10 protein-coding genes are annotated in these 13,916 nt (G+C 67.2%); 4 read left to right on the top strand and 6 right to left on the bottom strand.

Annotated elements, in window-relative coordinates:
• The gene (gene nirB / locus J2X42_RS19115) at positions 1-2,631 is read right to left on the bottom strand and encodes a nitrite reductase large subunit NirB (RefSeq protein WP_310167467.1); all 2,631 of its coding nucleotides are present in this window, start codon (positions 2,629-2,631) and stop codon (positions 1-3) included.
• A 248-nt stretch (positions 2,632-2,879) separates the two neighbouring features.
• Here nirB and nirD point away from each other — a divergent pair, with 248 nt between their 5' ends.
• On the top strand, positions 2,880-3,251 hold the full coding sequence (gene nirD / locus J2X42_RS19110) for a nitrite reductase small subunit NirD (protein WP_131132607.1): 372 nt from the start codon (positions 2,880-2,882) through the stop codon (positions 3,249-3,251).
• Between the two features lie 6 nt (positions 3,252-3,257).
• Here nirD and J2X42_RS19105 read toward each other — a convergent pair whose 3' ends face one another.
• Positions 3,258-5,003, bottom strand: a complete 1,746-nt coding sequence (locus tag J2X42_RS19105) for a phospho-sugar mutase (RefSeq protein ID WP_396134114.1) — start codon at positions 5,001-5,003, stop codon at positions 3,258-3,260.
• A gap of 118 nt (positions 5,004-5,121) precedes the next feature.
• Here J2X42_RS19105 and J2X42_RS19100 point away from each other — a divergent pair, with 118 nt between their 5' ends.
• On the top strand, positions 5,122-5,607 hold the full coding sequence (locus J2X42_RS19100; RefSeq protein WP_310167465.1) for an Rrf2 family transcriptional regulator: 486 nt from the start codon (positions 5,122-5,124) through the stop codon (positions 5,605-5,607).
• A gap of 12 nt (positions 5,608-5,619) precedes the next feature.
• Here J2X42_RS19100 and J2X42_RS19095 read toward each other — a convergent pair whose 3' ends face one another.
• Positions 5,620-6,438 (bottom strand): purine-nucleoside phosphorylase, encoded by an 819-nt coding sequence (locus J2X42_RS19095; protein ID WP_310167464.1) that lies wholly within the window; start codon positions 6,436-6,438, stop codon positions 5,620-5,622.
• A 117-nt stretch (positions 6,439-6,555) separates the two neighbouring features.
• Between J2X42_RS19095 and J2X42_RS19090 the strand changes: the two genes are divergently transcribed.
• Positions 6,556-7,971 carry an NAD(P)H-quinone dehydrogenase gene (locus tag J2X42_RS19090; protein ID WP_310167463.1) on the top strand — a complete coding sequence of 472 codons (1,416 nt, stop codon included), beginning with the start codon at positions 6,556-6,558 and terminating at the stop codon, positions 7,969-7,971.
• A 46-nt stretch (positions 7,972-8,017) separates the two neighbouring features.
• A complete protein-coding gene (locus tag J2X42_RS19085) occupies positions 8,018-8,203 on the top strand; it encodes a PspC domain-containing protein (RefSeq protein WP_310167462.1) in 186 nt (61 codons plus the stop codon).
• A gap of 449 nt (positions 8,204-8,652) precedes the next feature.
• On the opposite strand, the gene J2X42_RS19080 is transcribed toward J2X42_RS19085, so the two are convergent.
• Genes J2X42_RS19080 through J2X42_RS19070 form a run of 3 tightly spaced genes read right to left on the bottom strand, consistent with a single transcriptional unit; the run spans position 8,653 to position 13,914 of the window.
• A complete protein-coding gene (locus J2X42_RS19080) occupies positions 8,653-10,215 on the bottom strand; it encodes an FAD-dependent oxidoreductase (RefSeq protein WP_310167461.1) in 1,563 nt (520 codons plus the stop codon).
• Positions 10,212-12,437 (bottom strand): molybdopterin oxidoreductase family protein, encoded by a 2,226-nt coding sequence (locus J2X42_RS19075; RefSeq protein WP_310167460.1) that lies wholly within the window; start codon positions 12,435-12,437, stop codon positions 10,212-10,214. The genes J2X42_RS19080 and J2X42_RS19075 overlap by 4 nt, the downstream gene beginning before the upstream one ends.
• A 1-nt stretch (position 12,438) precedes the next feature.
• Entirely contained in the window at positions 12,439-13,914 is a 1,476-nt protein-coding gene (locus tag J2X42_RS19070) for an MFS transporter (protein WP_310167459.1), read from the bottom strand.
• Between the last annotated feature and the right edge of the window lie 2 nt (positions 13,915-13,916).

Below are 13,916 nucleotides of genomic sequence, written 5' to 3'. Positions count from 1 at the left end.
CTATACCTCGTTCTCGTCGCGGGGCCTCATGGGGATGGAAGCGCCGATCAGGACCTTGCCTTTTTCCTCCGGGGTTGCGGGGCGCATCTGGCCACGCTCGTCCGAAACAAAGGTGATGGAGTCGTCCTTCTGGTCGGGCGCGTTGACGAAGGAGCGGAACCGGCGCAGGCGCTCGGGGTCCTTCAGGGTGTCGGCCCACTCATCGACGTAGGTGTCGACGTGCTTGGCCATGGCAGCCTCGAGGTCCTCGGCGATGCCCAGGGTGTCCTTGACCACGACGTCCTCAACGTGCTTGATGCCGCCGTCGAGCTCTTCCTGCCAGCGTGCGGTGCGCTGCAAACGGTCTGCGGTGCGGATGTAGTACATGAAGTAGCGGTCGATGTACTTGATCAGCGTCTCGTCGTCGAGGTCCTTGGCCAGGAGCTGGGCGTGGGCGGGGGTGGCACCGCCGTTGCCGCCGACGTACAGGTTCCAGCCGTCGGCGGTGGCGATCACGCCAACATCCTTGCCGCGGGCCTCAGCGCATTCGCGGGCACAGCCGGAGACGCCCATCTTCAGCTTGTGCGGACTGCGGAGGCCGCGGTAGCGGAGCTCGAGCTGGATGGCCATGGCCACCGAGTCCTGGACACCGAACCGGCACCAGGTGGAACCGACGCAGGACTTCACCGTGCGCAGGCTCTTGCCGTAGGCCTGGCCGGATTCGAAGCCGGCGTCCACCAGTTCCTTCCAGATTTCCGGGAGTTCCTCCAGCCGGGCACCGAACATGTCGATGCGCTGGCCGCCGGTGATCTTGGTGTACAGGTTGTACTTCTCGGCCACGGCGGCGATGACGCCGAGCTTCTTCGGGGTGATTTCGCCGCCGGCGATGCGGGGGACCACCGAGTAGGTGCCGTCCTTCTGCATGTTGGCGAGGGCGCGGTCGTTGGTGTCCTGCAGGGTGCCGCGGCCGGCGTCCAGGACGTAGGCGCTGTTCTGGCTGGCCAGGATGTTGGCGATGGTCGGCTTGCAGATGTCGCAGCCTGCACCGGTGCCGTACTTGGCCATGATCTCTTCGAAGGAGGTCAGGCCCAGGACGCGGATGGCGTCGAACAGGTCCTGGCGGGAGAGCTCAATGTGTTCGCAGAGGGCCTTGGAGACCTCGACGCCGGACTTGGTGAGCTCCGTTTCCAGCAGCTTCTTGAGCATCGGGACACAGGAGCCGCAGCTGGTGCCGGCGCGGGTGCAGCCCTTGAGCTCGCCCAGTTCCTGCACGGGGGCGTTGCCGTCGCAGGCGCCGCAGCCGTTGACGGTGTCGCGGATGGTTCCGGCGGACACGTTGTTGCAGGAACACAGGATGGCGTCGTCCGGGAGTTCGGTGTCCGGGGCGTCGCCGCCGCCGGCCGCCGTGAGGTACGCGCCGGGCTCGGCGCTGAGCTCGCGGCCCAGGAGCGGGCGCAGGCTGGTGTAGGGGGTGGCGTCGCCTACGAAGATGCCGCCCAGGAGGGTCTTGGCATCGTCGGTGGTGACGATCTTCTGGTAGACGCCGCGGGCCGGGTCGGCGTAGACGATTTCGAGGGCGTGCTCGGTCTTGGCGAATGCGTCACCGAAGCTGGCAACGTCGACGCCGGACAGCTTGAGCTTGGTGGCGGTGTCGAAGCCCGGGAAGGTGGCCTCTCCGCCGTGGAGGCGGTCGGCGACGATCTCCGCCATGGTGTTGGCGGGGGCAACCAGGCCCAGGCACATGCCGCCGAAGTTGGCCACTTCACCGATGGCCCAGATTCCGTCGACTTCGGTGGCGCAGTAGTCGTTGATGACCACGCCGCCGCGCTGGCCCAGCGAGAAGACCTGCTCTTCGCCCTCTGCGGCGCGGAAGAGCTCGTCGCGCGGCCGGACACCGATCGCGACGATGACAAGGTCAGCGTCGATGATGCGGCCGTCGGCCATGAGGACGCCGGTGACCTGGCCGTCGTCGTCGGACAGTACTTCGGAGGGGAAGACGCCGCCGTGGACTTCGAAGCCCTTGGCCTTGATGAGCCGGCCCATTGCCTGGCCGGCGCCCTCATCGAGCTGGGTGGCCATCAGCCACTGCGAACCGTCGATGACGATCGGGTTGGCGCCAAGCTGCTCCGTGCCGGCCGCGGACTCGAGCCCGAGGAGGCCACCGCCGATGGTGACCGCGTTGACCTGGCGGCCGAGCTTCTCCGTGAGTTCGGCAATGGCCTTGTTGATGGCCCAGACGTCTTCGAGCGTGCGGTAAACGTGCGTGTGCTCGGCGCCGGGGATCGGCAGGCGGGCGGCATTCGAACCAGTCGCGACCACGAGGTGGTCGTATTCAAAGGTATTGCCGGCCGCGGTCTCCACGGACTTGGCCTCGGCGTTGATCTTGACGACGCGCTCGCCGGTCTTCAGGGACAGGGCTTCGTGGTCCCACATGGACGCCTCGCCCAGGGTGAGGTCGTAGTCCATGACGGTCAGGGCCTTGCTCAGCGCCACGCGGTCGTAGGGGAGGTGGGCTTCCTCAGTGAGGACCGTGACATGCCAGCCTTCGAGGCCGCGGGCATGCATTGCGTCCGCAAAACGGTGGGCCGCCGGGCCGCCGCCGGCGACGACGATGCGGCGCGGAGTCTCTGTGCTTGAAGTCTGTTCGGTCACTGTGGGCCTTTCGCATGGGCCGCAGACGGTGCTCTGCAGCTTGTCCATCCAGACTAGGTACCCGCAGTTTCGCTTCAGTTTCCCATTTGTTTCGTGAACTTAACTTCTGCATCACGAACGCATTTCCGACCGGGTGAGTTCTCTTTTACGCGCCGGACACATTCAGCGCATGCCCGTGAAACACCCGACGCCTAGCTTGTTAGTACGGCCATACAGGTGGCCAAGCAAGCACAGGGAGAGGAGCCGACATGACGGCAACACTGGAACTTGGGGCACTCGCCACAGAAACTGACACCGCCACCGGCTGGCACCGCGTCTGCGCCGTGGAGGAACTGGAACTGTCCTGGGGCGAGGCAGCACTCATCGCGGGCCGCCAGGTCGCACTCTTCCGCACCGGCCCCAGCGAAATTTTTGCGGTAGCCCACGAGGACCCCGCCACCGGCGCCCACGTGATGGCCCGCGGCATCCTCGGCTCACGCGGCACCCGCCCCACGATCGCCTCACCCCTGCACAAAGAGGTCTACGACCTGGAAACAGGCGAGTGCTTTGGAGTGGCTGAGCTGCGGCTGGACACGTTCAACACCCGCATCACCGACGGCTTCATCGAAATCGAGCTCTAGCAACCGCTAGAGGCCGAGGGCCTCCCGCACGTCGCCGAGCACCTGGTCCAGGGCGGCGCGTGCGGCTTGGCGTGCCTCGGGGAGTTCCGCGGCGGACTCCACACCCTTGATAACTTCCAGGTAGCACTTGAGCTTTGGCTCGGTGCCGCTGGGACGGATGATCACCCTGGTCTGGTCACGGGTCACGTACAGCAGGCCGTCCGTGGGCGGCAGGTGCTCGGTGCCCTCAGCGAGGTCCACGAAGGTTTCCACCGCCGAGGAACCGAAGGAATCCGGCGGGCTGACCCGGAGCCGGTTCATCATGGCATCCAGCAGGCCCAGGTCTGCCACCCTGATGCTCAGCTGGTCGCTCGCGTGCAGCCCGTGCTGAAGATAGAGCTCATCCAGGGTGTCGAAGATGGTTTTGCCGCCCGCTTTGGCAGTGGCTGCGAGCTCCGCGATCAGCACTGCTGCCGAGATGCCGTCCTTGTCCCGGACCAGGTCAGGGGCAACACAATAACCCAGGGCCTCTTCGTAGCCGTACAGCAGTCCCGGAACACGGGAAATCCACTTGAATCCCGTCAGCGTTTCCTCGTGCGCGTACCCGGCCGCGGCGGCGATGCGGGACAGCAGACGTGAGGAAACGACCGAATTGGCGAGGACGCCGTCGGGCTTTTCCTCACCGCCGGCCGCAAGCCGGGCCACAATGTGTGCGCCCAGCAGCGCCCCCACCTCATCACCGCGGAGCATGCGCCAGGCGTCCGTGTCCGGATCCTTGGCAGCGACCGCCGCACGGTCGGCATCGGGATCGTTGGCCAGGACAATATCGGCATCCACCCGGACTGCTGCCTCAAGCGCCAGGTCCAGGGCACCGGGCTCCTCCGGGTTCGGGAAACTCACCGTAGGGAACTCGGGGTCGGGATCGGCCTGTTCGGCCACCAGGGTGACGTCGGAGAAGCCCGCCTCGTTCAGGACGGCCACTGCTGTTTTGCCGCCGACGCCGTGCATGGGCGTCAGGACGATCCGCAGGTCCCGGGACGGAAAGCGTGCGGGATCGGCGAGTGCCGCCGTCGCGCGCTGGTAGTCAGCGGCAATGGACGGGTCCAGCACGGTCCAGCCGTCCGGGGCCAGGGGGATGGATTCCAACGGTCCGACGGCGTCGATCCGCGCCGCGATTCCGGCGTCGTAGGGTGCCACAATCTGGGCGCCCCGCCCGCTTTCCTCCACGGCGTGGCGGCCGAGGTAGACCTTGTAGCCGTTGTCCTGGGGCGGATTGTGGCTGGCGGTGACCATCACCCCGCCGTCGCAGTCCAGTGCCCGCACGGCATACGCCAGCAGCGGCGTCGGCAGTGCGGAGGGCATCAGGAACGTCTCAAAACCGGCGGCGGTGAAGATCGCCGCTGTTTCCTCCGCAAAAATATCGGAGTTGTGCCGGGCGTCGTAGCCGACGACGGCGCGCGGCCGGGTTCCCGGGGAAGCGTGGCCCACGGCGTCGCTGAGGAAGGCCGCCAGGCCTGCCGCGGCACGGCGGACCACCACACGGTTCATCCGGTTTGGTCCCGGGCCGAGTGCCGCGCGCAGTCCCGCGGTGCCAAACTGCAGGGTGCCATTGAAGCTGTCAGCAAGTTCCTGCCGGGCCGCGCCGACTCCGCTTTCGGCCTGCCGGACCAGTTCAGACAGGGCTGCGGACGTGGCGGAATCCGGATCCTGGGCCGCCCAGTCGCGGGCTTGGCTGAAGAGGATGGACTCGGCATCGGTGGACATCATGGGCATAACGCTATCGTCATTGCTCGCCGAAGACTTCCCGAACACCCACTTTGTCCGCATGGGCGGCCCCGGAAAACCGCGGAAATCCTTGAAGTAAATTTTCTGGACAAGTAGTGTCGCGAATATGAAGATGGGGGAGGGCGTGGAGTGGGCGCTGCACAGCTGCGTCAACATGTCCTGGACCCCCTTGGGGGAGGCTGTCAGCAGCGCGCGGCTGGCTGAGTTCTACAAACTCCCGGCCGCCTACCTTAACAAGCAGCTCCAGGCCCTGGTCCGCGCCGGCATCCTGATATCCGTGTCCGGTCCGAGGGGCGGCTTCCGGCTGGCACGCCGATCAGACCGGATCTCGGTCCTTGACGTATACCTCGCCATCGAGGGAAACGAGGACGCTTTCAGGTGTGAGGGCATCCTGAAGGACGCGCCCGGTGGCGAGATGGACGCCGACTACGCACGGAGCTGCCTGATTTCGCAGACCATGCGGCACGCCGAGGTCACCTGGCGTACCGAGCTTTCCCGGCAGACCATCGCCGGGATCGCAGAATCCATTGAACGCCGGTTCCCTGAGGCCCGTGAGGACACGGTCAGCCAGCTGATGGGCACCCGGACCTGACCGGCCGGCCGGCTACAGCCTGGCGATGATCTCCGCGAGGAGTTTGGAGATGCGCGGTCCGGCGGCCTGGCCGGACTCGAGGACTTCCTGGTGGCTCAGCGGGGCGGGGCTGATGCCGGCCGCGAGGTTGGTGACCAGTGAGATGCCGAATACCTCCATGCCCGCGTGGCGGCCGGCGATGGCCTCCAACGCGGTGGACATGCCCACCAGGTCCGCGCCGATCCGTTTGGCGTACTGCACCTCGGCCGGGGTTTCGTAGTGCGGCCCGGTGAACTGCGCATAGACACCCTCATCCAGGGAAGAATCGACCTCGCGGGCCAGTCCGCGGATGCGGGATGAGTAAAGATCTGTCAGGTCAACAAACGTGGCACCCTCCAGCGGGGAGGCGGCGGTGAGGTTTATGTGATCTTTGATGAGCACCGGGGTGCCCGGTGCCCAGGCTTCGTTGAGGCCGCCGCAGCCGTTGGTGAGGACCAGGGTCCTGCAGCCGGCGGCGGCTGCCGTGCGGACGCCGTGGACGACGGCGCGGACGCCTTTGCCCTCATAGAAGTGTGTGCGCGCGCCCAGCACCAGCGCCCGCTTTCCTTCCTTGGTGAGTACCGAGCGGATGGTGCCCACGTGGCCTTCCACCGCAGGGGCGTGGAAACCGGGAACCTCGTCCGCGGACAGCGTGGCGGTGGTGTCGCCGATCAGGTCGGCGGCCTGGCCCCACCCCGAGCCCAGGACAAGGGCGACGTCGTGGCGGTCCACGCCTGTTTCCCCGGCGATGTAGTCGGCGGCGGCCCGGGCGGCGGCAAACGGGTCAGTGTTCAGGAAGTCTGTATTACTCACTGGTACAAGTTATCGTGCCGTTGCTCCTGTGCACAGCGTCACGGGTGCTGGTGACCGGCGCCATGGCCACGGCTGTTTATTGGTGGTGCGGCGCCCCATGCGGGAGAATGGTTGTTTGTGACTACGCATCCTGATTTCAGCTCACCCCGGATCGCAATCCTCGGAGGTGGCCCGGGCGGATACGAAGCCGCCATGGTCGCTGCCTCGCTGGGGGCGCAGGTCACCATCATCGAACGTGCCGGCCTGGGTGGCTCTGCCGTGCTCACCGACGTCGTGCCTTCCAAGACCCTGATCGCGACGGCGGACCTGATGACCCGCGTCGGCGAGGCGGGGGAGCTGGGAGTGAAGTTCGACGTCGACGGCGGAGACTTCGTGCCTGCCATGCGCGCGGACCTCAAGCACATCAATGACCGCCTGCTGGGCCTGGCGCGCCAGCAGTCCCGCGACATCTCCACCGGGCTGGAACACCAGAACGTCCGCATCCTGCTGGGCTCGGGCAAGCTCGTTGACAACCACACCATCGAAGTCCTGACCGCGGACGGCACGGAAATTGTCGAGGCGGACACCATCCTGCTGGCCGTGGGTGCGCACCCGCGCGAACTGCCCACCGCGCGGCCGGACGGCGAACGCATCCTGAACTGGGCCCAGATCTACAACCTCGACGAGCTCCCCGAGGAACTCATTGTGGTGGGGTCCGGTGTGACCGGTGCCGAATTCGCGTCCGCCTACAACGGCCTGGGCTCCAAGGTCACGCTCATTTCCAGCCGTGACCGGGTGCTCCCCGGTTCGGACACCGACGCCGCCGAGGTGCTGGAGGAAGTCTTCGAACGCCGCGGCGTCCGGGTCCTGTCCCGCGCCCGCGCCGAGACCGTGGAACGGACCGACGACGGCGTGGTGGTCACCCTGGGCGACGGGTCCAAGGTCACCGGCAGCCACTGCCTGGTCTGCGTCGGGTCCATCCCCAACACCGCAGGCATCGGCCTGGAGGAAGCGGGCGTGGCCCTCACCGAGAGCGGCCACATCAAGGTTGACGGCGTCTCGCGCACCACCGCGCCGAACATCTACGCAGCCGGCGACTGCACCGGCGTGCTCGCGTTGGCATCGGTGGCAGCCATGCAGGGCAGGATCGCGATCGCCCATTTCCTGGGCGACAGCGTTATGCCGCTCAAGCTGCACCAGGTGGCGTCCAACATCTTCACCTCACCCGAGATCGCGAATGTGGGCGTCTCCGAGGCCGAGATCCAGTCCGGCAAGTACCAGGGCGACATTGTCAAGCTCTCGCTCAAGAGCAATGCCCGCGCCAAGATGCGCAACCACAAGGACGGCTTCGTCAAGATCTTTGCACGCAAGGGCTCCGGCACAGTGATTGGCGGTGTTGTGGTGGGGCCGAACGCGTCCGAGCTGATCTTCGCCATCTCCCTGGCGGTCACCCAGAAGCTCCACGTCGACGACGTTGCAAGCACCTTTACCGTGTACCCGTCGCTGAGCGGCTCCATCTCCGAAGCCGCCCGGCGCCTGCACGTCCACATGTAGGACCCCTGGGCTGGTGGGCCTCGGAGGATCGCTGTAGCGTGGCGGCATGACAGCAGCTCTGGAGCGTCCGCGCAGCGGGAAAATCATCGGCGGCGTCTGCGCCGCCCTGGCAGCAAGGTTCGGCCTGCCGAAGTTCCTGGTCAGGCTCGGTTTTGTGATCTTTGGCCTGGTGGGAATCGGCGAGCTGGTCTACATCGCGCTGTGGATCATGATTCCCAAGGCACCGGCTTAGGCCCGGACGGGATTGAGTTGGCCCCGAGACCGGGGGCCAACTAAACGTCACGGAGCCGGTGGTGGGAAGGCCTCAGGATAAGGGAACTTGTGGCCGTTGCAGAGTATCCCCGGCGCTTCGCCCGCCGCCTTCATTTGCGCAGGACCAATGCCGGCGTTCCTGATGATCTGGCCGTAAGACTGGACACGTCCGCCTTCAACAGGGTCATCAGGTGTGTCGTTCTGCCCGGAGAACGGTGGCAGACGCTGCAAATTGGTGCAAACCGTGACACTGCCCAGCGCAGGTCTGCTACCTACGGGCCAGGGCCCGTGCGGTGAGTCTACTGACAGCGCACCGCGTTGGGAACAACCCGCGCAAATGGCCTGCCTAAAGCCGCAGGCCATGCGTCATCGCCGGGACTCCCTCGGGCTGAATCACGGGTGCACGGGCTCAATCACCGGTCGGAAATGTCAGGCGGCGGCAGCCGCCTGGAAGTGTTTTTCGATGAGCCCCTTGATGTCCTCGTGGCAGCCGCCGCAGCCGGTCCCGGCGCGGGTTGCCTTGGAGACTTCGGCCACCGTGGAGCAGCCGTCCTCCACAGCACCCTGGATCTTGGTCCCGCTGACTCCGGCGCAGCGGCACACAGTGCCCGCCGGATCTGCCGGGCCGGACGCTGCCAGCTGGTCAGGACCGTCCAGGCGGAGCAGCAGCGAACGGTCGGCCGGCAGCTCCGCGCCGCGCTCGAACAGCCCGACCAGTTCCGCTGCGGTCCGGGGCATGCCCACCGCCACGAGGCCTTCCAGCACTCCGCCGCGGGTAGTCATCTTGACGTAGCGTCCGTGTTCCGGATCCGCCCACTGGGCGATCTGAAGGCGGGGGCGGCCGTTCACGGCTCCCGCGGTGAGGGCATCCTCGTCCCAGGGATCGGCGCCGTTGTTGCCGGCCACCGCCATATTCATGCCGCGCGCCTTAAGCACAATGATCCCGGCCTGCTCCTGTGGCAGCTCCTGCAGGGTGTCGGCTGCCTCCTGCGTGCCTGTGGCGAGCAGGGTGAGGTATTCGGCGAGCCATTCGGCCTGCCGCCAGCCCGGGCCCACCAGGCCTGACGGGCCCTTCGCCGTGCGGCATTCGGCACAGGCCGGATCCGGGCAGCGGACCTCGGCGCAGTCGCCGATCGCGAAGATGTGGGGTTCGTGGTGCGCGCGGAGCCGGTGGTCCACCAGGATTCCGGTGCCGGTGGAGAGGCCGCTGCCTTCGGCCAGCTCCGTCCGGGGCCGCACGCCGCATGAGATGACCAGGAGGTCGCCGTCGATTGCAGAACCGTCGTCGAGCAGCAGCGCCGAGAAGCCGCCGTCGGGCGCGTTGTGCTCCACGCCCGTGGAGCGGGCGTTCCCGGCCATCCGGACACCGCACTGGCGCAGGCTGGCAGCAAGGACTGCACCGCCGCCGCGGTCGATGTTGCGGCCCAGGGGATGCGGACCGTTGTGCACCACCGTCACGGTGGCACCTTCCTCAGCCGCCGCCAGGGCCGTTTCGAGGCCCAGCACGCCGCCGCCCAGCACCACTACGCGCTTGCCGCCGTCGACCGCCTGGCGGAGCACCTCTGCGTCCCGGAGGTCGCGGAGCGCGGTGACTCCGGCAGGGAGCACGGGGGAGGTGGGGTCGGGGTTGATGCCGGTGAGGTTGGGAATGACCGGACGCGAGCCGGTGGCGAACACCAGGCGCTCGTAGTGTGCGGACGTTCCGTCGGTGAGGACCACCTGCTGGCGGGCACGGTCGACGCGGCGGACCTTCACGCCGAGGCGGACGTCCACCCCCTCCGCGGCCAGGGCCTGGGCGTCGGACAGGGCCAGCGCATCTGCCGTGGTGCGTCCTACGCCCAGGTCGGCAACAAGCACGCGGTTGTAGGCGGCCTCGGATTCCTCGCCCACCACCGTCAGGCTGACGTGTCCTTCGCGGACTGCCGGCATCAGTTCATCGATCAGGCGCGCGGCCACGGGGCCAAAACCGACAATGACAATCTGCTCACTCATGAGGCCTCCGTCGTCTGAAGAACACTGGTCTGGGGCTGGTTCGGGGCCTGGTCGGCGGCCAGCCGGACCCAGACCTTGTTGAACTTGAATTCGGGCATCCCGGAGATGGGGTCCGTAGCGGCTTCGGTCAGCCGGTTGGCGCTTTCGAGTTCGGGGAAGTGGAACGGCAGGAACACCGTTTCCGGGCGGATCGCCGTGCTGAGCTCGGCCCGGCAGACCACACGTCCGCGTTCGTTGGCCACCGAGACGAAGGAACCCTCGGCGATGCCCATCGAAGCCGCGGCGGCCGGATGGATCTGGACTTTTGCTTCGGGCTGGCTGGCCAGCAGCTCGGACACCCTCCGGGTCTGCGCGCCGGACTGGTAGTGCTCCAGGAGGCGGCCGGTGATGAGGGTCATGGTCTTTGCCGCCGGGTCAGGATTGGCCTCGGGGGTACGACGGCGGCGCGGAGTCACCGGGGTCATGACCGCCTTGCCGTCGGCGTGCGCGAACGCGTCCAGGAACAGCCGCGGCGTGCCGGTGCTGCCCGCGGGGTACGGCCAGTAGGCGGCCTCGCCCCGGTCCAGCATGGCGTAGTCGATGCCGGAGTAGTCGGCCAGGCCGCCGGCGGAGGCGAGCCGGAGCTCCTCGAACACCGTTTCCGGGTCCTCGCTGTAGGTGGACGGCGCCTCGAGGGCCTCGGCCAGCCGGGCCATGATCCAGAGCTCGCTGCGGGCACCGGCGGGCGGCTGCAGGGCACGGCGGCGGCGCAGGATGCGTCCTTCCAGGTTGGTCAGGGTGCCCTCCTCCTCGGCCCACTGCAGGACGGGCAGGATGAGGTCAGCCTCGGCTGCGGTCTCGGACATAAAGAAGTCGCAGACCACGAGGAAGTCCAGACTGCGGAGCCCGGCGATGACCGAGTTCGCATCGGGGGAGGCCACGGCGATGTTGGAGGCGTGGACAAAGAGGCAGCGGACGCCGTCGGGCTGTCCAAGAGACTTGAGGAGCTGGACCGCGGGGAGGCCGGGGCCGGGAATGGTTTCCTCCGGGACACCCCAGACGCCGGCCATGTGGGCGCGGGCGGCGGGGTCGGTGATCTTCCGGTAGCCGGGGAGCTGGTCGGCCTTCTGGCCGTGCTCGCGGCCGCCCTGGCCGTTGCCCTGTCCGGTGAGGGTGCCGTAGCCGCTGCGGAGCGAGCCGGGCAGGCCCAGGAGGAGGCTCAGGTTGATCGCGGCGGTGGCGGTGTCCGTGCCGTCGACGTGCTGTTCCACGCCACGGCCGGTGAGGATGTAGCTGCCGCCCTTGCGTGCGCCGTCGGCGAGCCTCCGGGCGGTTTCGCGGATGAGCTCCGCCGGAACTCCGGTGATGGACTGGACGCGTTCGGGCCAGAAGGAGTTCACGCTGCGGACCACAGCGTTGTAGCCGGACGTGCGCTCAGCGATGAAGGCGGCGTCGGCCAGGCCCTCGTGGATGACCACGTGCGAGAGGCCCAGCAGGAGGGTCAGGTCCGTGCCCGGCAGGGGCTGGAGGTGGATGCCGCCGCCGTCGGAGGTGAAGTTGGCTGTCGCGGAACGGCGGGGATCAACAATGATCAGGCCACCGGCGTCGCGGGCGCCCTTGAGGTGCTGGACGAACGGGGGCATTGTTTCGGCAACGTTGGAGCCCAGCATCATGATGGTGCTGGCGCTGTCCAGGGCCTCAAGCGGGAAGGGGAGCCCGCGGTCAACGCCGAAGGCACGCATGCCTGCGGCAGCCGCGGATGACATGCAGAAGCGGCCGTTGTAGTCGATGCGGGAGGTGCCGAGGGCCAGGCGGGCGAACTTGCCCAGCATGTAGGCCTTTTCGTTGGTGAGGCCGCCGCCGCCGAAAACGCCGACGGCGTCCTTCCCGTAGCGGGCGCGGGTGTCCTTCACGGCTTTGGTGACCAGGGCAAGTGCCTGGTCCCAGCCGATGGGACGGTGGATCCCGTCGTCGCCCTTGAGGAGCGGCTCGGTGACGCGTCCGGGGTGGTTCAGGAGGGTTGCCGAGGTCCAGCCCTTGCGGCACAGGCCCCCGCGGTTGGTGGGGAAGTCCCGGCCGCTGACTTCCAGGACGGGACCTGTGGCGGAGGCCAGTTCAGCGGCATCGGCGGGCACGGGGACTGACCCCGGCTCGGAAGCCGGGGTCAGTTCCGCTGGAGACTTGAGCGTCATGGCGCACTGCAGGGCGCAGTAAGGGCAGTGCGTGTCGGCGCTTTTGGTCATGTTAGACGTGTCCCATCGCATTTCGGTTGGCGTTGCGGATGTAGAAGGCCCAGCAGACGATCAGCATCACGACGTAGGCTCCGACGAAACCGTAGAAGGCCGGTGTGTAGGATCCGCTGGCGGTGTTGGAGGCGTTCAGGACCTGCGGGATAACGAAGCCGCCGTAGGCGCCGATGGCCGAGATGAGGCCGAGGGCGGAGGACGCGAGCCGCTGGGTCTGGACCGTGCTGGCTCCGGACTTTGCTGCCCGGCTGGACGTGGCGAAGATGATGGGGATCATCCGGTACGTTGCGCCGTTGCCGAAGCCGCTGGCGGTGAAGAGCATCAGGAAGAGGACCAGGAAGAGCCAGAAGTTCTTCAGCGGCAGCGTCCAGATCATGGTGAGGGTGATGACGGCCATGGAGGCAAAGGCTGCCACGGTCATGCGGGCACCGCCCATGCGGTCAGCCATGCGTCCGCCGTAGGGGCGGGCCAGTGAACCGACCAGCGGGCCAAGGAAGGCCAGCGAGAGTGCCACGGTGCCGACTCCGATGGAGGAGAAAGCCGGGAAGTAGTCCTTGATGAGCTTGGGGAACACGCCGGCGAAGCCGATGAAGGAACCGAATGTGCCGATGTACAGCAGGGCCATGATCCACAGGTGCGGTTCCTTGAGCGCTGCGACCGAGCCGGCCACGTCGCCCTTGGCGCTGGTGAGGTTGTCCATGTACTTCCAGGCGCCGAAGGCGGCGATCAGGATGAACGGGACCCACATCCAGCCTGCCATCGGCAGGTTGACGCTGCCGACAGCCAGCAGGGTGATCACGATCGGCACGGCGAGCTGTGCGACGGCGGCACCCATGTTGCCGCCGGCGGCGTTCAGGCCCAGGGCCCAGCCCTTTTCGCGGGCCGGGTAGAAGAACGTGATGTTGGCCATGGAGCTGGCGAAGTTGCCGCCGCCGAAGCCTGCGAGTGCTGCTACGAGGAGCATGACGCCGAACGGGGTTCCGGGGTTGGAGACGCAGAGTCCCAGGCCGATGGCGGGAATCAGCAGGAGGAGCGCGGACACGATGGTCCAGTTCCGGCCGCCGAAGCGGGGAACCATGAAGGTGTAGGGGATGCGGAGCGTGGCGCCTACCAGGCTGGGCATCGAGATCAGCCAGAAGATTTCCGACGTGGAGAACGTGAAGCCTGCAGCGGGGAGCTGGACCACTACGATGGACCAGAGCTGCCAGACCACGAAGCCGAGGAATTCAGCGAAGATGGACCAGTTCAGGTTGCGGCGGGCGATGGCGCGGCCGGCGGACTCCCACTGTTCCTTGTTCTCCGCGTTCCAGTTGGCGATCCAGCGGCCGGGGCGGAATTCAAGGGCGGGGGCGTCAGCTGTACGCGTGGAGCCGGGCTGTGCGCTGGCGGATGAGGACACGCCTTCGTGCAACGGGTCGGTGTCTAAATCTACGGAATTGCCGGTGCCGGCATCTGCGCTGCGATCAACAGTCACGG

Source organism: Arthrobacter sp. BE255 (assembly GCF_031457335.1).
In the GTDB taxonomy this organism is placed as follows: domain Bacteria; phylum Actinomycetota; class Actinomycetes; order Actinomycetales; family Micrococcaceae; genus Arthrobacter.
The sequence above is the reverse complement of the archived record's forward strand: the minus strand, read 5'-3'. Positions and strand labels throughout refer to the sequence as shown.

What these genes read in the sequence shown, in the direction of transcription:
- nirD (WP_131132607.1), top strand. Translation starts at nt 2,880, where the DNA reads ATGACGGCAACACTGGAACTTGGGGCACTCGCCACAGAAACTGACACC.
- J2X42_RS19105 (WP_396134114.1), bottom strand. Translation starts at nt 5,003, where the DNA reads ATGCCCATGATGTCCACCGATGCCGAGTCCATCCTCTTCAGCCAAGCC.
- J2X42_RS19100 (WP_310167465.1), top strand. Translation starts at nt 5,122, where the DNA reads ATGAAGATGGGGGAGGGCGTGGAGTGGGCGCTGCACAGCTGCGTCAAC.
- J2X42_RS19085 (WP_310167462.1), top strand. Translation starts at nt 8,018, where the DNA reads ATGACAGCAGCTCTGGAGCGTCCGCGCAGCGGGAAAATCATCGGCGGC.
- J2X42_RS19080 (WP_310167461.1), bottom strand. Translation starts at nt 10,215, where the DNA reads ATGAGTGAGCAGATTGTCATTGTCGGTTTTGGCCCCGTGGCCGCGCGC.
- J2X42_RS19075 (WP_310167460.1), bottom strand. Translation starts at nt 12,437, where the DNA reads ATGACCAAAAGCGCCGACACGCACTGCCCTTACTGCGCCCTGCAGTGC.